Below are 19,911 nucleotides of genomic sequence, written 5' to 3'. Positions count from 1 at the left end.
CTAATCGCGGTGCTTCGCGGACGTCAACCTCCCCGCGAGTTAGTCTCAGCGCTCACATGCGTGTTGACGGAGGTGGTCGTGTCCGCCCGACAGGTGACGCTCGCCGAGGTGGCGAGGCAGGCGGGTGTGTCGTTGGCGACCGCTTCTCGCGTGCTTAACGGCAGCACCCGGCAGGTGAGCGGGGACCTGAGCGAACGCGTCCTGCGCACCGCCGAGGAGCTCGGCTACGTGCCGAACGCGTCGGCCCAGGCGCTGGCCCGCAACTCCAGCTCGCTCGTGGGACTGGTGGTCCACGACATCACCGACCCGTACTTCTCGTGCATCGCGGCGGGGGTGACGCGGGTGGCCGAGGAGGCCGGCCTCGTCGTCGTCCTCGGCACGACCGGGCGCCGTCCCGAGCGTGAGGCGGAGCTGCTGTCCACGCTGCGAGCGCATCGGGCCCGTGCGGTGGTGCTCGCCGGTTCGCGCACCACGGACCGTGCGGCCCAGTCACGGCTCGCGGCGGAGATCGACGCGTTCACCGAGCAGGGCGGACGGGTCGCGTGCGTGTCGCAGGCGAAGCTCGGCACCGACACGGTCGTGCCCGGCAATCGCGCCGGAGGGCGCGCGCTCGCCCGTGCGCTGGCGGAGCTCGGACACAAGAAGTTCGCCGTATTGGGTGGTCCTTCCGAACTCGTGGTGGCCCGCGACCGGCTCGCTGGGTTCAAGGCGGGGCTGAACGACGCCGGCGTCGCGCCTCCCGTGGTGATCAACGGGGCTTTCACCCGTGACGGCGGGTACGCGGCCGCGATGGAGCTGCTGGCGTCGAAGTCGCGCGCCACCTGCGTGTTCGCCGTGACCGACGTGATGGCGATGGGCGCCATGGCGGCGTTGCGCGAGCGCGGCGTGCGGGTGCCGGAGGACATGTCGATCGCCGGGTTCGACGACATCCCGACGCTGCGCGACACGGTGCCCGCGCTGTCCACGGTGCGACTCCCGCTGGAGGAGATGGGCGAGATCGCCGCTGGTCTCGTGCTGGACGGCGGGGGTGACGAGGCCCGCACCGTCCGCGTGGCGGGTGAGGTGGTGCTCAGGGCCTCGACTGCCCACAATTAGACTCGTCTGGCTATTCACGTACTTAGTCACGAGGAGTTGAGCCGTCCCCATGGGGTCTGGCCCTGACTGGCATACCAACCCGGTCGACCGTTCGCGCTGTTCGGGAGCGCACAGGTGACCGGAACACTTCTGAGCCTGCTCGGTCTGCTCGCCGTCGTGGCGCTGACCGCGGGCACCTTCATCGCGGTGGCGGCGGAGTTCTCGCTGACCGCGCTGGAACGGAGCACCGTCGAACGCCACGTCGCCGAGGTCGGTGACGCGAAGGCGCGGACCATCGACCGTGCGCACCGCACCCTGTCGTTCCAGCTCTCCGGCGCGCAGCTCGCCATCACGCTGACCACGCTGATCACCGGGTACATCGCGGAGCCCGCGATCGCGAACCTGATCGAACCCGGTCTGACCGCCGTCGGCGTGTCCGAGCCGGTGGCCGACTGGTTGTCGCTGGCGCTCGCGCTGGCGATCGCCACGGCGTTGTCGATGGTGTTCGGCGAGCTCGTGCCGAAGAACCTGGCGATCGCGAAGCCGCTCGAGACCGCGCGGGGCGTGGTCGGGTTCCAGGCGGCGTTCTCGACGGTCTTCCGCTGGCTGATCAACGCGATGAACAACTCGGCGAACTGGCTGGTCCGGCGCCTCGGCGTCGAGCCGGTCGAGGAACTGGCGTCCGCGCGGTCGCCCGAGGAGCTGGGCGCGCTGGTCCGCACGTCGGCCGAGCACGGCACCCTCGACGAGGGCACGGCCGCGCTGCTGGACCGGTCGCTGCGCTTCGGCGACCGGACGGCGGGCGAGCTGATGACGCCGCGGGTGCGCGTGGAGGCCCTCCGCGCCGACGCGACGGTGGCGGACCTCGTGCTGAAGGCGCGCGAGACGGGTTTCTCGCGGTTTCCGGTGCACAACGGGTCGCTGGACGAGGTCAGCGGCATCGTGCACGTGAAGCAGGCGTTCGCCGTGCCGACCGCCCTGCGCGCGTCCACGCCGCTGTCGGCGGTGGAACGGCCCGTGTACTCGGTGCCGGAGACGCTGGAGGGCGACGCGCTGCTGGACCGGCTGCGGGCGTCCGGGCTGCAGACCGCGCTCGTCGTGGACGAGTACGGCGGCACGGCCGGCATGGTGACGCTCGAGGACGTGGTCGAGGAGATCGTCGGCGACGTGCGCGACGAGCACGACCGCGGTGAGGCGGCGCCGGTGCGGTCGCTGGGCAAGGACAGCTGGATCGTGTCCGGTCTGCTGCGCGACGACGAGGTGGCCGACGCGACCGGGTTCCAGATGCCCGAGGGCGACTACGAGACGCTGGCCGGCCTGGTGCTGGCGCGGCTCGGGCGGATCCCCGACGTCGGCGACGAGATCCGCGTTGACGGGTGGAGGGTGACCGTCATGAGGATGGACAAGCACCGCGTGGCCGAGCTGCGGGTGGTGTCGTCGTCATGAACTTCCTCGTCATCGCCTTGCTGCTGGCGGGCAACGCCTTCTTCGTCGGTGCCGAGTTCGCGGTCATCACCGCGCGCCGGGACAGGCTGGAGGCGTTGGCGGACAAGGGTTCCTCGCGGGCCCGCACCGCGATCAAGGCGTCGCAGCAGCTGCCGTTGCTGATCGCGGGCGCGCAGTTGGGCATCACCTTGTGCTCGCTGGGACTCGGTGCGATCGCCGAACCCGCTTTGGCTTCCGTGCTGGAGGGGCCCCTCGGCGCCGTCGGGTTGCCGTTGGCAGTGGTGCACGGTGTGGCGTTCGCGGTGGCGTTGGTCATCGTTGTCGCACTGCACACGATCCTCGGCGAGATGGTGCCGAAGAACCTCGCGATCGCCGGACCCGAACGGGCCGCCGTGTGGCTGGTCCCCGTGCACTACGGGTTCTCGCGGATGATCGCGCCGGTGCTCGCGATGTTCACCGCCGTGGGCCGGTGGGTGCTGCGCCGGTTCGGCGTCGAGCCGGTCGACGAGCTGGAGTCGGCGTACACGCCGGACGAGCTCTCGCTGCTGATCCGCCAGTCGCGGTCGGAGGGCCTGCTGGAGGACTCGGAGCACCGGCGGCTCGCGCAGACGCTGTCGTCGGCCGAGCGCACGGTGGCCGACGTCCTGGTGCCGCTCGAGAAGCTCACGACGGTGCCCGCGTTCCCGACGGTCGGCGACATCGAGGCCGCCGTCGCCGCGACCGGCTTCTCGCGCTTCCCGGTGCTCGCCGACACGGGCCTGGTCGGGTACCTGCACGTCAAGGACGTGCTGGACCTGGAGGGCGCGACGACCTCGGTGCCGCGCGACCGCGTGCGCGGCCTGCCGGACGTGCCGGTGGACGCCCGGCTGGACGAGGCGCTGGCGGCGTTGCGCCGGGCGCAGTCGCACCTCGCGCGGGCGGTGAACGGCGACGGCACCCTGCTCGGGGTGGTGGCGCTGGAGGACCTGCTGGAGGAGTACGTGGGCACCGTGCGCGACGGCACCCACGTGCGGCGGGGCTAGACGTTCAGGGCGCTGGAGGAGTGGGCGCGGTGCGGATCTCCAGCATCGTGCAGCCGAGGTCCGTCCGGTACGGGCCGTGGGGCATGCCGGGGCGGCGGCTCGTGAAGTCGCCGGCCCGGAACGTGCTCCCCAGGGTCAGGTCGGTGAGGTCGCCCTCCAGCAGGTAGACCTCCTCGTGGTAGTCGTGGCGGATCACGTCGTGGGTCACGTGGCCCGGTTCCCAGCGAGCGATCCTCGTCAGGGTCGAGGTGTCCGGGTCGCGGCTCAGGACCCGTTCGGTGACACCCGGTCCGGCCGGGCGCCAGTCGACGGTGGCGACCGGGAAGAACTCGCGCTCCTCGCGCATCACAGCCTCCGGTTCGCGAGCACGGGCAGCTTCGCGCGGACGTCGTCCACGAACTCGGCGTCCACATCGGACAGGATCGTGCCGGGGGCGCCTTCGAGGCGTTCGCGCACGACGCCGAGCGGGTCGACCACGGCGCTGCGGCCGATGCCCGTGGGGGCGGAGCCGTGGTCCTGCCGCGGGTCCGCCTGGCCGCAGGCGAGGACCCAGGAGGTGGCGTCCAGGGCGCGGGCCTGGACCAGCAGGTCCCACTGGCCGGCCTTGCCGGGGCCCGCTCCCCACGAGGCACCGAGCAGGATGACGGGCGCGGTGGTGGCGAGGGCGCGGAAGAGTTCGGGGAACCGGACGTCGTAGCAGGTGGCGAGGCCGATCGTGGTGCCGTCGACCTCGAACGTCAGCGGCTTCTCGCCGGGGGTGACGCCGTCGGACTCGCGGAAGCCGAACGCGTCGAACAGGTGGATCTTGTCGTAGCCGAGGTGCAGGCCGCCGCCCGTGACGAGCGTGGTGTTGGCGACCCGCCCACCCTCTCCCGGGGTGAACATGCCGGCGACCACGACGACGTCGTGCTGGTCGGCGATCTCGCGGACCGCGGTCGCCCACGGGCCGTCGAGGGGTTCGGCGACCGGGCCCAGTGGCACGCCGAAGCGGCACTGGGTGGCTTCCGGGAACTGCACGACGCGTGCACCTCGTTCGGCGGCACTGGCCACATGGGCACGCACGGTGGCAAGGTTCTCCTGCGCATCAGCGGTGGAGCTGATCTGGCAAAGCGCGAAGCGCATGATCCTCCTCTGGTATACATGTTGTATGCAAGGTGCCGACCCGTTGTCCGGCAGGGAAAAGGCCTACGAGTTCCTCAAGGACACCATCCTCGCCGACCCCGAGATGCAGGGGCGGTTCATCAGCGAGCAGGACGTCGCCAACCAGATCGGCGTCTCCCGCACGCCGATCCGCGAGGCCCTGCTGCTGCTCGCGGCCGAGGACCTGGTGCAGCTCGTGCCGAAGAGGGGTGCCTACGTCGCGCCGTTGTCCTCGCGGCAGATCAGCGAGCTGATGGAGTTGCGCGGCATCGTCGAGCGGTACGCGGCCGAGCGCACGATGACCGAGGGCACCGTGCCGCTGCGGGGCATGCAGGAGCTCGTCGAGCGGCAGCGGTTCCTGGTCGAGGACGCGCGGCAGTTCATCGACGTCGACCGGCAGTTCCACGCGCTGCTGGTCGCGGCGACGGGCAACGAGCTGCTGACGAAGACGTACGAGGGGTTGCGCGCCCGGCAGGTGCGCGCCGGTGTGGTCGCGCTGTACCGGGCGCACGGCCGGCAGCAGGCCGTCATCGACGAGCACGACGTGATCGTGGCCGCGCTCGAGTCCGGGGACGTCGAGGCGGCCACGGCGGCGATCACCGCTCACTTGGACACCACGTTGAAGGTGCTGCTCAACGGCTGATCCCGCTGGACCTCCTCCGGCCGGGGGTCGCGGCCGAGCCACAGGCCGACCAGCGTCACCACGCACGCCACCGTGACGTAGAGGCCGACGACGACCCACGTGCCGAACCCGGCCAGCAGCGCGGTGAACAGCAGCGGGGCGATGGCGCCACCGATCACGCCGGCCAGCGTGTAGGCGAGTGAGCTGCCGGTGTAGCGCAGGCGTTCGGTGAACTGCTCGGCGATGAACGCGGCCTGCGGCCCGTACATGAACGCGTGGAAGCCCAGGCCCACCACGACGCCGACGACGATCAGCGGCCACGACCTCGTGTCGATCAGCGGGAACAGCACGAACGGCCACACCGCGCCGAGCACCGCGGCCGCCGCGTACAGACCGCGGCGGTTGACCTTGTCGGACAGCCAGCCGGCCAGCGGCATCAGGAACAGCTGGAAGCCCGAGGCGATCAGCACGGCGACGAGGCCGACGTTGCGCGGCAGGCCCAGCTGGGTCGTGAGGTAGGTCAGCACGAAGACGGTGTGCAGCGCGTAGAGGACGTCCGGGCCGACGCGGCACAGCACGGCGGCGATCAACGGCCGGGTCTGCGTGCGGAACACCTCGCTGATCGGCGCGGACGGGCGGTCGCCGCGCGCCTCGATCGCCTTGAAGACCGGGGTCTCCTCCAGCTTCACGCGGATCCACAGGCCGAAGACGACGAGCACCGCGGACAGCAGGAACGCCACACGCCAGCCCCACGACATGAAGGCCGCGTCCGACAGCGCCACGCCGAGCAGCGCGAGCACGCCGTTGGCCATCAGGTTGCCGGCGGGCGGGCCGATCTGGGCCGCGCTGGCCCAGAAACCGCGCTGCTCCGGGTTGCCGTACTCGCTCGACAGCAGCACGGCGCCGCCCCACTCGCCGCCGAGGCCGACGCCCTGCGCGAACCGCAGCAACACGAGCAGCACACCGGCGGCCGGGCCGATCGCGGCGTGCGTCGGGAGCAGACCGATCAGCAGCGTCGCGATACCCGTGATCAGCAACGTCGTGACGAGCACGCGTTTGCGGCCGATCTTGTCGCCGAGCCGGCCGAACAGGAACCCGCCGAGCGGCCGGGACAGGTAGCCGACGGCGTAGGTCGAGAACGCGAGCAGCGTCGCGGTGAGCGGCTCTTCGCTCGGGAAGAACAACGGGCCGAGCACGACGGCGGCGGCGACGTTGTAGATCGCGAAGTCGTACCACTCCAGGGCGGTACCGGAGAGCGAGGCCACGAACGCCCGCACCAGGGCCGAACGTGGCACGTCCTGCGTTGCTGTGGCAGTTGAGGATCCGGGGGACATGCGGTAATACTGCCTGTATACAATTCGTATGCGCAAGGAGTACCGCATGTCTACTGTTCGTACACAGGCCACTGCCCTGGCTTTCGACCTGCCGGACGGCACCGTCGCCGAGGTCACCGTGAGCACGTTGCTCAACGGCGGGTACGCGGGCCGCAGCCAGGACGACGTGGCCGCTCACGTGCGCGAACTGGCCGAGCTGGGCGTGCCGGCGCCGTCCGTGACGCCGAGCCTCTACCCCGTGTCGCCGTATCTCGCGCAGCAGACGTCCGCGGTTCCCGTGCAGCACGGCCGGACCTCGGGCGAGGCCGAGTGGGCGCTCGTGGTCACCGATTCAGATGTCCTGCTGACGGTCGCATGCGACCACACGGACCGCGCGCTGGAAGTCCACGGCGTGGCCTGGAGCAAGAACGCGAGCCCCGACGTGCTGGGCCGCAGGGCGTGGCGCCTCGCCGACGTGGCGGACCGGATCGACTCGATCGAGCTGACCGCGTGGGCGGACGGGGTGGAGATCCAGCGCGGCACGCTCGCCGAGCTGCTGACCCCGCAGTACTGGGTCGAGCGGTTGCGCGACCTCGGCCTGCTCGAGCCCGGCACCGTGCTGCTGTCCGGCACGATCCCGATGCACCACGGCGTGGACCAGTTCGCGTCGAAGTGGCGCGTGGAGCTGCGCGACCCGGCCACCGGTGACGTGCTCGACTGCGAGTACGAGGTGACGAAGCTGCCCGAGCCGATCGGCTGAACCGTCTGCTGCGAAGCGGTACAAGTTGGAGCATGGAGCTGCGGAGACTGGATGAGGCCGATGCCGAGGAGCTGGCCCGGGCCGTCATCGAGTCGTTGGCGCACCTGAAGCCGTGGGCGCCGTGGGCGGCCAACGGTTACGACGTGGAGACCGCCCGGACCTTCCTCCGCGAGGCCGCGGAGGCCTGGGAGAGCGGAACGGCCTTCCCCCACGCCATCACCGTCGGCGGTGCGATCGTCGGCGTGGTCACGGCGATGCGCCGCGCACAGGACCTCGTGGAGATCGGGTACTGGCTGCACGCGGAGCACACCGGCCGAGGTCACGCCACCGCCGCGGCCGCGGAGCTCGTCGAGTTCGCGTTCGCGCTGGACGGCGTGCGCCGGGTCCAGATCTGGCACGACGAGGCGAACGCGGCGAGCAGCGGTGTGCCGCGGCGCCTCGGGTTCACCGAGGTCGGCCGCCGCACACCGGCGCGCGAGCCGGCGATCGGCAGGCGCGTCGGGGTGGACGTGGTGTGGGAACTGCGGCGTGAGGACGCACGCTCACGAGGCCGGTGATCCTCAGGAGGACAGGGACGCCTTCACCGCACGGGTGCCCTCGTCGGCGAGCACCTCGTCGTCCCCGTTCTCGATCGCCCGCACCACCTGCGAGACGACGTCCTCGGGCGCGATCTTGGGCGCGGTGACCTCCGCGGCCATGTCGGTGTCGATGAAGCCGGCGTGCACGGCGATGACGTGGGTTCCCTGCTCCCGCAGGTCGTCGCGCGTCGACCTGGTGAGCGACCAGGCCGCCGCCTTGGACGCCGCGTAGCCGCGCCAGGCCGGCCGGCTGAGCCACGACACGATGCTCAGCACGTTGACGAGCGTGCCGCCGCCGTTGGCCTTCAGCACCGGCGCGAACGCGTCCGTGGTGCGGACGAGCCCGTAGAAGTTGACCTCGAACTCCGCCCTGATGCCGTCGAGACCCGCGTCGGGGACGAGCACGCCGGCGTTGTTGATGACGATCGTGACGTCACCGAGCTCCTTCGCGGCAGCGGCGACGGACGCGTCGTCGGTCACGTCGAGCTGGACCCCGATCACGCCCTCGTCGACGACGGTCGCCGGGTTCCGCGCGCCGCCGTAGACCTTCGCGCCGCGCTTCACGAACTCCTGCGCGAACACCCTGCCGAGCCCGCGGTTGGCTCCGGTCACCAGCACCACTGCACCGTCGAATCCCATGACTACCTCCTGAGTTGGACTTCCCAACTCACGTTAGCGAGGTAGGTTGGATTTGCCAACTCACTGCTAGGATGGTCACATGGCACCTCGAAGCTGCTCCGTGGCGAACGCGCTGGAGGTCGTGGGCGAACGCTGGTCGCTGCTGGCGTTGCGCGAGGTCTTCTTCGGCAACACGCGGTTCGACCAGATCGTGGCGAACACCGGCGCGTCCCGTGACGTGCTGACCGTGCGCCTGAAGAAGCTGGTCGCCGCGGGCCTGCTGGAGAAGCACCAGTACTCCGAGCACCCGCCGCGGCACGAGTACCACCTGACCGACACCGGCCGGGCGCTGCACAACGTGTTCCTGATGCTCAAGGAGTGGGGCGACGACTACGTGACGCAGGGGCCCCTCCCCCTCGTCTACGAGCACTCGTGCGGCCACGTGCTGGAGCCGCGAGTCGTGTGCGCGCACTGCGGCGAGGAGGCGACCGCCGAGTCGCTCAGCCGGGTGGGAGAGCCGGTCCACTAGGTTGGGCGGCATGAGTGACGAGGACGAGGACGAGTTCGCCGAGGACGACGACTTCGAGGACGAGGAAGACCCGGACGACCTCTTCGCCGTCACGCCCGAGCCGCGCACGGTGTGCCACCTGTGCGGGGGCGCGAGCTACATCGCGGCGCCGACTCTCGCGATCATCGGGGGCGCGCCGCGGACGGTCGACAACGGGCGGGAGTGCCCGCACTGCAACGGCGCGCGGACGTTCACCGGGCTCGTACCGCCGCTCTAGCCCTCGCGTACGGTAATCGCCCGTGGAGGTCCTGACCCGAGCTCAATGGCACGAATCGCGTGACGCGCACGTGGAGCGCATGCGCCGGTTCACGGGTCCGCACCAGGAGCGGAAGCTTCGCAAAGAGAAGCACCCGGTGATGGACTTCCTCTTCACCTATTACAGCCATCGGCCCGTGCGGCTCGAACGGTGGCATCCCGGGCCCGGTGTCGTTCTCGAGGACGCCGACGAGTACCTGGAGTTCCCGCACTACCGGCGGGTCGACGAGGGCGTCACGCTCGACGTCGGGAGCTTCCTCGGGCAGCGCGCCAAGACGCTGGAGTTCGTCCAGGCGCTGCTCACGGCGACGCTCGGCCGTCCCGCCCGGCTCGGCTGCTTCGGGCTGCACGAGTGGGCCATGGTCTACCGGCAGCAGCCGGAGGAGGTCCGGCACAACGCGTGGCCGTTGCGGCTGGGCAGCGGCGGCACCGACCAGGTGGTCGAGGCGAGCCGGATCCAGTGCGGGCACTTCGACGCGTTCCGCTTCTTCACGTCACCCGCTCGGCCGCTCAACGCTCTGCAGCCGACCCGTGACGACCAGTTGTCGAACGAGCAGCCGGGTTGTTTGCACGCGAACATGGATCTGTTCAAATGGGCCTATAAAATGGAGCCCGCGACGCCCTCGGAGTTGGTGGCCGACTGCTTCGAACTGGCCGCTGACGTGCGCGAACTCGACATGCAGGCATCGCCCTACGACCTGGAGCAACTCGGGTACGGGCCGGTGCGGATCGAGACCGCGGAAGGGCGCGCGGAGTACGTGCGACGGCAGGCCGCGTTCGCCGAACGGGCCCGGCCGTTGCGGGAACGGCTCGTCTTCGTTTGCCAGTCGATACTTGCAGTGACTTCACTCTGCTGAACGAGTTCACCTGTTAGCGTGACTGGCGGTCGTCGGGGGCCGCTGAGTAGTTGTGAGGGATCGATGTCTCGACACCGCGCTCTGCGGGCGAAGGTGAAGCGCGGAATCGCCAAGTGGCCCGTGCTCATCGTCGTGCTCGTGGTGCTGATTGGTCTCAGCTGGCTCGCGCTGTCCTGGGCCGGCGGCGTGCTCGACAAGCGCTCCCAGGCGCTGGCCCAGAACTGCAGCGAGGGCGACTCGGTGCTGCGCGTGGCCGTGACGCCCAGCGTCGCGGAGGCCGTGCGGGACGTCGCGCAGGCGTACAGCGCCACCCGGCCCGTCGTGTACGACCACTGCATCGCCATCGAGGTGACGTCCGCGGACTCCTCCGCGGTGCTCGAGGGCCTGACGACGACCTGGGACGAGTCGAAGCTCGGCAAGCGGCCCCACGCGTGGCTGCCCGACTCGACGCTCTGGGCGAACCGGCTGACCGCGCTCAACGCGAAGCTGGTCGGCTCGGCGCCGAAGTCCGTCGGCACGTCGCCGGTGCTGCTCGCCGCCCCCGAGGCCGCCGCGCCGGTGCTGAAGGACTTCCGCTGGACGGACATGCCCGAGGTGACGGACTGGGAGAAGTACGGCCAGTCGTGGGGCCGGTTCAGCGTCGCGATGCCGGACCCGGCCGCGAACACCGCCTCCGCGCTCGCGATCCAGTCCGCGCTCGCGGGTGGCGTGGGCCCCGTGACGGCGCAGTCGCTCGGGTCGGACGCCTCGAAGACCGCCCTCACCAAGCTCGCGGCCGCGGTGCCGCCGGAGGTCCCGCCGACGACCCGGGACGCGTTGCGGCGCCTGGGTGACAGCGCGACGGTCAACGCGGCGGGCTTCTCCGTCACGCCGGTGTCCGAAGTGGACCTCTTCAAGCACAACACGGGCAAGGAAGCCCCGTCGAAGCCGTTGGTCGGCGTGCTGCCGGCCGGACCGGCACCGGTGGCGGACTTCCCGTACGTCGCCCTGGGCGGCCCGGAGGTCGGCGAGGCCGAAGTCCGTGCGGCGCAGGCGTTCCGCGACTTCATGACCGAGCCGTCGCAGCAGGCGATCCTCGCGAAGGGTGGCCTGCGGGTCGAGTCCACTCAGGACCGCCCGTCGCCTTCGCCGGGCGTCTCGTGGGCCCCCGTGACGGAGAACCTCGTCGCCGCCGACGCCACGACCACGCAGCAGATCTCCTCCGCGTGGCAGTCCGCCGACCGCGGCGGGCAGGTCGTCACGGTGCTGACGGACGTCTCCACGTCGATGAAGCCCAGACTGGACAAGGTGAAGGCGGCCCTGCGCGGCCAGGTCGACCGGTCGGTCTCCGGCTCGTTCGGGCTGTGGGAGTTCGCGCGCGACCTCGACGGGTCCAAGCCGTACAAGCAACTGGTCGCGACCGCCGCCGTCAGCGACAAGCGCGACGCGTTGCGCAGGTCGATCGACGCGCTCAAGACCGCGGAGGGTTCGCAGCTCTACAGCGCGCTGGCGGCCTGCTACGAGACCGCGCACGACGGGTTCGTGGCCGGGCGGGTCAACCGGGTCGTGGTGATCACCGACGGCAGGTCCGACGGCGGCATCGACCTGAAGGCGCTCAAGTCCCAGCTGCACGGGACGGACCTGCCGGTCAGCTTCATCGCGATCGGCGGTGACGTGGACAAGGACGCGCTGACGGACATCGCGCAGACGACCGGCGGTTCGGTGTCGGTGGTGGAGAACGAGAACGGCGTGGAGGCCGCGCTCGGTCAGGTCCTGTCGACCAAGGCCTGACCGGGGCGCGGGGTCAGGCCGCGTTGAAGCGGTCCGGGTCGGGGCCGGTGCGGGTGCCGTTGTCGAGTTCGGTGATCACGAGCATGTCGTCCTGGGCCAGTTCGAAGTCGAAGATGTCGATGTTCTCCCTGATCCGGTAGGGGGTCACGGACTTCGGGATCACGACCAGGCCGAGCTGGACGTGCCAGCGCAGCACGATCTGGGCCGGTGTCTTGCCGTACTTGTCGGCGAGGCCGGTGATGTCGGGCTCGCGCAGCAGCGCGCCCTGCCCGAGCGGTGACCACGCCTCGGTGACGATCCGGTGCGTGACGTGCACCTTGCGCATCTCTTCCTGCTGCAGCAACGGGTGCAGCTCGATCTGGTTCACCGCCGGGGTGGTCGGGAACTCGTCGAACAGGCGCTGCAGGTGCGGGGTGTGGAAGTTCGAGACGCCGATGGCGCGCACGCGGCCGTCCGCGTACAGCTGTTCCAGCGCGCGCCAGCTCTCGGCGTAGAGGTCGCGCTGCGGCGTGGGCCAGTGGATGAGGTAGAGGTCGAGCACGTCGCGGCGCAGGCGGCGCGCGCTCTCGTCGAACGCGCGCAACGTCGAGTCGTAGCCCTGGTCGGCGTTGCGCAGCTTGGTGGTGACGAACAGGTCGGGAACGCCCGCGATGGCGTCGCCGACACCGGACTCGTTGCCGTAGGCCGCAGCCGTGTCGATGCTGCGGTAGCCGGCCTCGATCGCCGTCGTGACCGCACCGGCCACCTGGTCCTCCGGCACCTGGTAGACGCCGAAGCCGAGTTGGGGGATCCGTACTCCGTTGTTCAACGAGATCAGCGGAACCATGCGGGTAGCTTCGCACCGTTGTAGACGTCCCGCATCGCCTTGATGGTTCCGATGAACTCGTGCCGGAACTCGTTCGGTGCCAGCACTTCCACGTCCGCGCCGAATTTGAGCAGGTCGGCCGTGGCGTGCCTGGTCGACTCCGTGGGGAAGCCGAACTCCTCGCCGGGGTCGGGCGCGAGCTCCCGGATCACGCGCGCCTGGTAGCCGCTGAGCAGGTACTGGGTCTTGTCGAGGCCGGAGCGCGTCATGCGCACGGTGACGCGTTCGCCGTACATGCGCGCCTCGAACCGCTCCGACCACTCGGCCCAGAAGCGCGCGAGGTCGAAGTCGGCCGGACGCTCGAACGTCTCCGGCAGCGCCTGCAGCGCCAGCACGCGGGAGACGCGGTAGGTGCGGCCGCTGGCGACGAAGTACCAGGTGCCCGCCTTCAGCACGAGCCCGTACGGGTCGGCCTCGCGCTCGACGACCTCGTTGCCCCAGCGCCGGTAGGTCATCCGCACGCGGCGCTGCTCCCACACGGCGTCGGCGATCGTGGCGAGGTGCTCGGTGGGTTCGTCGCCGCGGAACCACGTCGGGGTGTCGAGGTGGAACCGCCTGCGGATCTGCTCCGCGCGGGAACGCAGTTCGGTCGGCAGCGCGGCGAGGAGCTTCAGCTGGGCGGCGGCCGCGAACTCCCCCAGTCCGAGGGCCTCGGCGGGGCCGGGCAGACCCGCGAGGAACAGCGACCGCGCCTCGCCGGTCGTGAGGCCCGTCAGGCGGGTGCGGTAGCCGTCGACCAGGCGGTAGCCGCCCGCCGGGCCGCGGTCGGCGTAGACGGGGACGCCGGACGCGCTCAGGGACTCGATGTCGCGGTAGATCGTGCGCGGCGAGACCTCCAGCTCCTCGGCCAGTTCGTCGGCGGTCATGCGGCCCCGCGACTGCAGGAGCAGGAGGACCTGGAGGAGCCTGCCGGATTTCACGGGATGAACCTGACACGATCTGTCAGGAATTGCCAGCAGAGTGGCCGCCATGAAGGCAACCGGAACCATCGAAGTGAAGAGCTGGGACGAGAAGACCTGGGACGGCCGCTCGTACAAGGAGGTCGAGGGGCGCAAGCTCACCGAGGCGCACGTCCAGTTCTCGTACGCGGGTGACGTCAGCGGCGTCGGCAGCTGCCGGTACCTCATGTACTACGGCGACGACGTGGCGTGGACGACCGCGATCGAGGAGGTCGTGACCGACGAGGGGACGCTGGTGCTGCGGCACGTCGGCGCCTACCGGTCCGCTGTGGAGGGTTCCACGGAGGTCGTCGACGGCACCGGGAGGTACCTGAACGCGCGAGGTGCGGTGACGATCGACTGGGCGGAGGATGGCAGCGGCACCTACACCCTGGAGTACGAGGTCTGAGCATGACCAACGCCCCCGTCTACGACGCGGCCAAGCACCGGATCACCTCGCTCGTCGAGGGCCGTGATCCGCAGACGCCCGTGGCGGCGACGCCCGGCTGGTCGGTCAAGGACGTGGTCGCGCACCTCGCCGGCGGTCTGCGCGACTTCGTGGACCGCCGGTTCGACGGTGTCGAGTCCGGCGAGTGGGGCGAACGGCAGGTGCGCGACCGCCGCGCCAACACGCTGTCCGACGCCTTCGCCGAGTGGGACGCGAACCTGGAGCTCGCCAGGCCGCTCTTCGACACGCCGATGGGGCCGGTGCTCGTGTCCGAGGTGATCGCGCACGAGCACGACCTCCGCGCGGCGCTGGGCGTCCCGGGCGACCGGGGCGGCACCGACGTGCGGGCGGCGCTGGTGCGGCCGTTGCAGCAGCTCGACCAGCGGATGCGGGAGAACGACGTGCCGGCGTTGCGGATCACGCTGGAGCACGGCGACCGCGTGCTCGGCCACGGCGATCCGGCCGGGACGCTGCGGACCACGTCGTTCGAGCTGATGCGGGCCATCGGCGGGCGGCGGTCCGTCGACCAGATCAAGGCCCTGGACTGGGACGGGGACCCGGACGTGTGGATCTCCTCGCTCGCGTTGTTCGGACGGCACCGCGCGGAGCCGTTCGAGGAGTAGTTTTCCGGCGTGCACGAGTGGATCACCGACACCCGCGAGTCCTACGACACCGTCGCCGTCAGCTATGCGGAGCAGACGCGCGGTCTGCTGGACGGCCTGCCCCACCTGCGGGCGGCGTTGCGGCTGTTCGCGGAGGAGGTGAGCGGGCCGGTCGCCGACGTCGGCTGCGGACCCGGTGACATCACCGCGCGGCTGAACGACCTCGGCGTGGACGCGTCCGGCATCGACCTCTCCCCCGCGATGGTCGCGCTGGCGCGGCGCACCCACCCCGGGCTGCGGTTCGAGGTGGGGTCGATGACGGAACCGCTGGCCGGTCCGCTGGGCGGGATCCTCGCCTGGTGGTCGTTGATCCACGTGCCGGACGACCTCGTGCCGGTGGTGTTCGGGCACTTCCACGACGCGTTGCGGCCGGACGGCTTGCTGCAGCTGGGTTTTCACGTCGGGGACCGGACGAACCTCAAGACGCAGGGCTACGGCGGGCACCCGATGCGCGTGCACGTCCACCTGCGACGGCCGGAGCGGGTCGCGGAGTGGTTGAGAGCCGCCGGGTTCACCGTCGAGGCCCAGTGGCTGCTCGGGGAGGACGGGGCCGTCCTGTTCGCCCGGCGCGGGTGAGACCATTCGGCCGTGTCAGAGGAACAGACGTGCCAGCGTTGCGGTGAGACGGTCGAGCTGGAGGCCGAGGACTTCGAACTGTTCGAGCGGATGCACCCGGACTGCTTCCACTTCGCGTTCGAGCACGACCTGGACAAGCCGGGGTTGGGCCCCGACGAGAACTGCGGCGACGACGCCTGTCCCGTCGGGGCCTGAGAACCCTCGGTCAGCTGCTGTACGCCTCGAGCGGCGGGCAGGAGCAGACCAGGTTGCGGTCGCCCTTCGCGCCGTCGATGCGGCGGACCGGCGGCCAGATCTTCGGGGTGCTGCTCTGGCCCGCGGGGAACACGGCCTCCTCGCGGGTGTACGGGTGGTTCCACTCGCCGGTGGTCACGCAGGCCGCGGTGTGCGGGGCGTTGCGCAGCGGATTGTCCTCGACGGGCCACTCGCCGGCGCCCACGCGGTCGATCTCGCGCTTGATGGCGATCATGGCGTCGATGAACCGGTCGATCTCGCCCAGGTCCTCGGACTCGGTCGGCTCGACCATCAGCGTGCCGGCGACCGGGAACGACATCGTCGGGGCGTGCAGGCCGTAGTCGGCGAGGCGCTTGGCCACGTCGTCCACCGTCACGCCGGTGGCCTTGGTGATCGGGCGCAGGTCGAGGATGCACTCGTGGGCGACGAAGCCGCCCTCGCCGGTGTAGAGGACCGGGTAGTGCTCGTCGAGGCGGCGGGCCACGTAGTTCGCGGCGGCCACGGCGGTCAGGGTCGCGCGGCGCAGGCCGTCGCCGCCCATCATGCGCACGTACGCCCACGAGATCGGCAGGATCGACGCGGAGCCCCACGGGGCGGCGCTGATCGGGCCGACACCGGTGGCCGGGCCCGCGGTCGGCTGCAGCGGGTGGTTCGGCAGGAACGGCGCGAGGTGGGACTTCACGCCGATCGGGCCGACGCCGGGGCCGCCGCCGCCGTGCGGGATGCAGAACGTCTTGTGCAGGTTCAGGTGCGAGACGTCCGAGCCGAACTTGCCGTAGCGGGCGAGGCCGATCAACGCGTTGAGGTTCGCGCCGTCGACGTACACCTGGCCGCCCGCGTCGTGGACCAGGCCGCAGACCTCGCGGACCGTGTCCTCGTACACGCCGTGGGTCGACGGGTAGGTGATCATGATCGCGGCCAGGTCGTCGGCGTGCTCGGCGACCGTGGTGCGCAGGTGGCCCATGTCGATGTTGCCCTTGTCGTCGCACTTCACGACGACGACGCGCATGCCGGCCATGACGGCGGACGCGGCGTTGGTGCCGTGGGCGGACGACGGGATCAGGCAGACGTCGCGGTCGGCGTTGCCGTTGGCGCGGTGGTAGGCGCGGATCGCCAGCAGGCCGGCGAACTCACCCTGCGAACCGGCGTTCGGCTGCAGCGACACGGCGTCGTAGCCGGTGACCTCGGCGAGCCAGGCCTCCAGGTCGGACACGATCTTCAGCATGCCGCGCGCGTCCTCGACGGGCGCGAACGGGTGCAGCGTCGAGAACTCCGGCCACGTGATGGACTCCATCTCCGCGGTGGCGTTCAGCTTCATCGTGCAGGAGCCGAGCGGGATCATGCTGCGGTCGAGGGCGACGTCCTTGTCGGACAGCGCGCGCAGGTAGCGCAGCAGCGCGGTCTCCGAGCGGTGCGCGTGGAAGACCGGGTGGGTCAGGTAGTCCGAGGTGCGGCGCAGGTCGGCCGGGATGCCGTCGGCGGTGTCGGCGTCGATGGCGTCCACATCGGCCTTCGTGACGCCGAAGGCCTCCCACACGGCGATGATGTGCGCGCGCGTGGTCTTCTCGTCGCAAGCGATTGCGACGACGTCGGAGTCGACGAGACGCAGGTTGATGCCGGCCTCGCGGGCCTTCGCGACGACCTCGGCGGCCTTGCCCTCGACGCGGACCTCGACGGTGTCGAAGAACTCGCCGTGCACGACGTCGAGACCGGCCTCGCACAGGCCCGTGGCGAGCACGGTGGCCATGCGGTGCACGCGGGTCGCGATGCCGCGCAGGCCCTCGGGACCGTGGTAGACGGCGTACATGGACGCGATGACGGCCAGCAGCACCTGCGCGGTGCAGATGTTCGACGTGGCCTTCTCGCGGCGGATGTGCTGCTCGCGCGTCTGCAGCGCGAGGCGGTAGGCCAGCGAGCCGTCCGAGTCGACGGAGACGCCGACGAGACGGCCGGGCAGCTGGCGCTCCAGACCGGACCGGACGGCCATGTAGCCAGCGTGCGGGCCGCCGAAGCCGATCGGGACGCCGAAGCGCTGCGTGGTGCCGACGACGACGTCCGCGCCGATCTCACCGGGCGCGCGCAGCAGCGTCAGCGCGAGCAGGTCGGCGACGACGACGGCCTGCGCACCGGCGGCGTGGATCTCCTCGACGAGCGCCTTCTGGTCGCGCACCACACCGGACGCGCCGGGGTAGGACAGCAGCACGCCGAAGAAGTCGCCACCGAGGCCCAGGCCCTCGATGCCCTGCGACAGGTCGGCGACGACGATCTCGATGCCGAGCGGCTCGGCGCGCGTCTCGATGACGGCCAGCGTCTGCGGCAGCGTGTCGGCGTCGATGACGAACTTGTTCGACTTGGACTTGCCCGCGCGGCGCACCAGCGTCATCGCCTCGGCGGCGGCGGTCGACTCGTCCAGCATGGACGCGTTCGCGACCGGCAGGCCCGTCAGGTCGCCGACCATCGTCTGGAAGTTCAGCAGCGCTTCGAGGCGGCCCTGCGAGATCTCCGGCTGGTACGGCGTGTAGGCCGTGTACCAGGCCGGGCTTTCCAGGACGTTGCGCAGGATCACGCCCGGCGTCACGGTGTCGTAGTAGCCGAGACCGATCATCTGCGTCATCGGGCGGTTCTGCGACGCGAGCTCCCGCAGCTCCGCGAGCGCCTCGGTTTCGGTGGCGGGGGCCGGCAGGTCCAGCACGAGGTCGCGCTCGTGGATGGACGACGGCACCGCGTGCTGCGCCAGCTCCTCGAGCGACCCGACGCCGATGACGTCGAGGATGCGCGCGAGCTCGGCGGGGCGCGGGCCGACGTGGCGGTCGGCGAACGGGGTGCCGTGCTCGAGAGCGGCGAGCGGAATGCGGTCCTGCGTCATCAAACGCCTCCGGGGTGGCTTGAGGGCACACGTGTCCTGTGCCCTCCCCGCTCTGTCCGTACCCCGAAGGGCGCCTGAGAGGTTCACCCGTCGTGAGAACGGGCTTTCACCGTCGGCGGGATCCCCTCGCGGGGGTCCACTTTCCAGAGGCGTCTCGCTCGGCGGTCCTGGATGCCTGAGAGGTTCCCGGGGAGGGACTTGCTCCTTCGGCGCCGGGCTCGGGGCCCGGTCTCTCCCGCCTGAGTTCAGCGACTACCCGGGAAGAATACCCGCAGGCAGCCCGGGTAGTCGCTAGGGACGCGACCTACGTCTCAGTGGCGAGACCGGCGAGCGCCGGCGCGACGGGGTCGGCGGGGTCGTCCCGCAGCGCCACGAGCAGGTGCCGGGTGCCGACGACCCGGTCACCGCGCCGGGCCGCGACGAGCTTCGCCCGTTCCACCGCCCGTTCCACGGTGCCGCCCTCGGGCAACGCCTCCCGGTCCACGCCCGCCTCGCGCAACGCCGCCGCGCCACCCGACTCGAACTCGGGCTTCAGCCGGCACCCCGCCGCGGTCAGCTGGTGGTCGACCGTCAGCACGGCCTCCACGAGGTCGCGCGACGAGACGTCCCGGCGCGCGGCGACGGCGAGGCGTTCGGCCTCGCCCCGCACGACCGTGAGCACCGGCCCGCCCAGGCCCTGCCCGCGGGCGACGAGGCGCGTCAGCCGGCGCACGTACCCGCCGCCGGCGTCCCCTTCCAGCGCTCCCGCCTTGCGCAGCAGCCAGACGGCGGGTGCCTCCTCGACCTCGGCGTACTTCCGCGCGGCGTCGGCCCGCACGGCCGCGGCCGTGGCCTCGACGTCCACGCCGCGCAGCAGGAACAGGTCGGCCGCCCGCCCGGAGTCGAGCGACAGCAGGGCGAGCGAGAGGTGGGTCGTGGTCAGCACGCCGTCGCCGGCCAGGACGATCGCCGCCCGCAGGCACTCGTCCAGCGCGCGGGACACCGGCAGCACGGTCTCGACGCGGGCGTGGTGGTGGGCGGCGCGCACGAGCGCCATGACGTCGGGGCCCGGCTCGGCGAGACCGCCGTCGTCGCCCGCCCAGTTCTCGGCCCCCCGCGCCATAGCCTGCGGCCGCACCGACTTCACGCCGAGCTTGCGGCCGGGGCCGATCGTGTCGATCAGCGAGATCAGCAGGTTCTCGGTGCCGACGAAGCCGAACTCCAGGCGGAACGCGCGCTGCACGGCCGCGGCCAGGACCTTGACCACCTGCGACGAGGGTGTGTGCGTCATGCCCGCAACGCTAGGGACGCCGATCGGCC

The 19,911-nt window shown here is 71.1% G+C and carries 22 protein-coding genes and 2 riboswitches; of the genes, 14 read left to right on the top strand and 8 right to left on the bottom strand.

The window, feature by feature from the left end; translation table 11 throughout:
• Window positions 1-78 precede the first annotated feature (78 nt).
• The 3 genes from ND450_RS43580 to ND450_RS43570 all read left to right on the top strand — a co-directional run bounded on the left by ND450_RS43580 (window position 79) and on the right by ND450_RS43570 (window position 3,542).
• Entirely contained in the window at window positions 79-1,095 is a 1,017-nt protein-coding gene (locus ND450_RS43580; RefSeq protein WP_253323782.1) for a LacI family DNA-binding transcriptional regulator, read from the top strand.
• Between the two features lie 114 nt (window positions 1,096-1,209).
• Window positions 1,210-2,520: a hemolysin family protein gene (locus ND450_RS43575; RefSeq protein WP_253323781.1), complete on the top strand. Its 1,311-nt coding sequence runs from the start codon at window positions 1,210-1,212 to the stop codon at window positions 2,518-2,520.
• Window positions 2,517-3,542, top strand: coding sequence for a hemolysin family protein (locus ND450_RS43570; RefSeq protein ID WP_253323780.1), 1,026 nt, complete (start codon window positions 2,517-2,519; stop codon window positions 3,540-3,542). The genes ND450_RS43575 and ND450_RS43570 overlap by 4 nt, the downstream gene beginning before the upstream one ends.
• Before the next feature lie 4 nt (window positions 3,543-3,546).
• Here the strand turns inward: ND450_RS43570 and ND450_RS43565 are convergent, their stop codons facing one another.
• Complete coding sequence (locus ND450_RS43565; RefSeq protein WP_253323779.1) at window positions 3,547-3,888, bottom strand: cupin domain-containing protein; 342 nt, start codon at window positions 3,886-3,888, stop codon at window positions 3,547-3,549.
• Window positions 3,888-4,664, bottom strand: a complete 777-nt coding sequence (locus ND450_RS43560; RefSeq protein WP_253323778.1) for a carbon-nitrogen hydrolase family protein — start codon at window positions 4,662-4,664, stop codon at window positions 3,888-3,890. Before ND450_RS43560 ends, ND450_RS43565 begins: the two co-directional genes overlap by 1 nt.
• Window positions 4,665-4,707: 43 nt before the next feature.
• On the opposite strand from ND450_RS43560, the gene ND450_RS43555 reads away from it, so the two are divergent.
• Window positions 4,708-5,325 (top strand): GntR family transcriptional regulator, encoded by a 618-nt coding sequence (locus tag ND450_RS43555; RefSeq protein ID WP_253323777.1) that lies wholly within the window; start codon window positions 4,708-4,710, stop codon window positions 5,323-5,325.
• Here the strand turns inward: ND450_RS43555 and ND450_RS43550 are convergent.
• Window positions 5,286-6,638 carry an MFS transporter gene (locus tag ND450_RS43550; protein ID WP_253323776.1) on the bottom strand — a complete coding sequence of 451 codons (1,353 nt, stop codon included), beginning with the start codon at window positions 6,636-6,638 and terminating at the stop codon, window positions 5,286-5,288. The two genes, ND450_RS43555 and ND450_RS43550, sit on opposite strands and share 40 nt — an antisense overlap.
• Window positions 6,639-6,684: 46 nt before the next feature.
• Here ND450_RS43550 and ND450_RS43545 point away from each other — a divergent pair, with 46 nt between their 5' ends.
• Both ND450_RS43545 and ND450_RS43540 read left to right on the top strand, forming a co-directional pair.
• Window positions 6,685-7,377, top strand: a complete 693-nt coding sequence (locus ND450_RS43545; RefSeq protein ID WP_253323775.1) for a DUF2848 domain-containing protein — start codon at window positions 6,685-6,687, stop codon at window positions 7,375-7,377.
• A gap of 32 nt (window positions 7,378-7,409) precedes the next feature.
• Window positions 7,410-7,934: a GNAT family N-acetyltransferase gene (locus tag ND450_RS43540; RefSeq protein ID WP_253323774.1), complete on the top strand. Its 525-nt coding sequence runs from the start codon at window positions 7,410-7,412 to the stop codon at window positions 7,932-7,934.
• 3 nt (window positions 7,935-7,937) lie between these two features.
• On the opposite strand, the gene ND450_RS43535 is transcribed toward ND450_RS43540, so the two are convergent.
• Complete coding sequence (locus ND450_RS43535; RefSeq protein WP_253323773.1) at window positions 7,938-8,594, bottom strand: SDR family oxidoreductase; 657 nt, start codon at window positions 8,592-8,594, stop codon at window positions 7,938-7,940.
• 79 nt (window positions 8,595-8,673) lie between these two features.
• Between ND450_RS43535 and ND450_RS43530 the strand changes: the two genes are divergently transcribed.
• The 4 genes from ND450_RS43530 (at window position 8,674) to ND450_RS43515 (ending at window position 12,023) form a co-directional block, all read left to right on the top strand.
• Entirely contained in the window at window positions 8,674-9,102 is a 429-nt protein-coding gene (locus ND450_RS43530; RefSeq protein ID WP_253323772.1) for a helix-turn-helix domain-containing protein, read from the top strand.
• A 10-nt stretch (window positions 9,103-9,112) separates the two neighbouring features.
• Window positions 9,113-9,358 (top strand): hypothetical protein, encoded by a 246-nt coding sequence (locus ND450_RS43525; RefSeq protein WP_089913829.1) that lies wholly within the window; start codon window positions 9,113-9,115, stop codon window positions 9,356-9,358.
• A gap of 79 nt (window positions 9,359-9,437) precedes the next feature.
• Window positions 9,438-10,253 (top strand): 3-methyladenine DNA glycosylase, encoded by an 816-nt coding sequence (locus tag ND450_RS43520; protein ID WP_253328147.1) that lies wholly within the window; start codon window positions 9,438-9,440, stop codon window positions 10,251-10,253.
• A 63-nt stretch (window positions 10,254-10,316) separates the two neighbouring features.
• Window positions 10,317-12,023: a substrate-binding domain-containing protein gene (locus ND450_RS43515; RefSeq protein WP_253323771.1), complete on the top strand. Its 1,707-nt coding sequence runs from the start codon at window positions 10,317-10,319 to the stop codon at window positions 12,021-12,023.
• 13 nt (window positions 12,024-12,036) lie between these two features.
• Here the strand turns inward: ND450_RS43515 and ND450_RS43510 are convergent, their stop codons facing one another.
• On the bottom strand, window positions 12,037-12,849 hold the full coding sequence (locus ND450_RS43510; protein ID WP_253323770.1) for an aldo/keto reductase: 813 nt from the start codon (window positions 12,847-12,849) through the stop codon (window positions 12,037-12,039).
• Complete coding sequence (locus ND450_RS43505; RefSeq protein WP_253323769.1) at window positions 12,837-13,808, bottom strand: YafY family protein; 972 nt, start codon at window positions 13,806-13,808, stop codon at window positions 12,837-12,839. The genes ND450_RS43510 and ND450_RS43505 overlap by 13 nt, the downstream gene beginning before the upstream one ends.
• A 49-nt stretch (window positions 13,809-13,857) precedes the next feature.
• On the opposite strand from ND450_RS43505, the gene ND450_RS43500 reads away from it, so the two are divergent.
• Genes ND450_RS43500 through ND450_RS43485 form a run of 4 tightly spaced genes read left to right on the top strand, consistent with a single transcriptional unit; the run spans window position 13,858 to window position 15,707 of the window.
• Window positions 13,858-14,235, top strand: a complete 378-nt coding sequence (locus ND450_RS43500) for a DUF3224 domain-containing protein (protein WP_253323768.1) — start codon at window positions 13,858-13,860, stop codon at window positions 14,233-14,235.
• Between the two features lie 2 nt (window positions 14,236-14,237).
• The gene (locus ND450_RS43495) at window positions 14,238-14,897 is read left to right on the top strand and encodes a maleylpyruvate isomerase N-terminal domain-containing protein (protein ID WP_253323767.1); all 660 of its coding nucleotides are present in this window, start codon (window positions 14,238-14,240) and stop codon (window positions 14,895-14,897) included.
• 9 nt (window positions 14,898-14,906) lie between these two features.
• The gene (locus tag ND450_RS43490) at window positions 14,907-15,512 is read left to right on the top strand and encodes a trans-aconitate 2-methyltransferase (protein WP_253323766.1); all 606 of its coding nucleotides are present in this window, start codon (window positions 14,907-14,909) and stop codon (window positions 15,510-15,512) included.
• Between the two features lie 12 nt (window positions 15,513-15,524).
• A complete protein-coding gene (locus ND450_RS43485; protein ID WP_253323765.1) occupies window positions 15,525-15,707 on the top strand; it encodes a hypothetical protein in 183 nt (60 codons plus the stop codon).
• A 10-nt stretch (window positions 15,708-15,717) separates the two neighbouring features.
• On the opposite strand, the gene gcvP is transcribed toward ND450_RS43485, so the two are convergent.
• Entirely contained in the window at window positions 15,718-18,612 is a 2,895-nt protein-coding gene (gene gcvP, locus ND450_RS43480) for an aminomethyl-transferring glycine dehydrogenase (RefSeq protein ID WP_253323764.1), read from the bottom strand.
• 50 nt (window positions 18,613-18,662) lie between these two features.
• Window positions 18,663-18,761, bottom strand: a riboswitch (glycine riboswitch).
• Between the two features lie 3 nt (window positions 18,762-18,764).
• Window positions 18,765-18,860: riboswitch (glycine riboswitch) on the bottom strand.
• Between the two features lie 56 nt (window positions 18,861-18,916).
• Entirely contained in the window at window positions 18,917-19,882 is a 966-nt protein-coding gene (locus ND450_RS43475; RefSeq protein WP_253323763.1) for a Clp protease N-terminal domain-containing protein, read from the bottom strand.
• Window positions 19,883-19,911: the final 29 nt, after the last annotated feature.

The sequence above is a fragment of the Lentzea sp. HUAS12 genome, from assembly GCF_024125735.1.
Taxonomy (GTDB): domain Bacteria; phylum Actinomycetota; class Actinomycetes; order Mycobacteriales; family Pseudonocardiaceae; genus Lentzea; species Lentzea albida.
The sequence above is the reverse complement of the archived record's forward strand: the minus strand, read 5'-3'. Positions and strand labels throughout refer to the sequence as shown.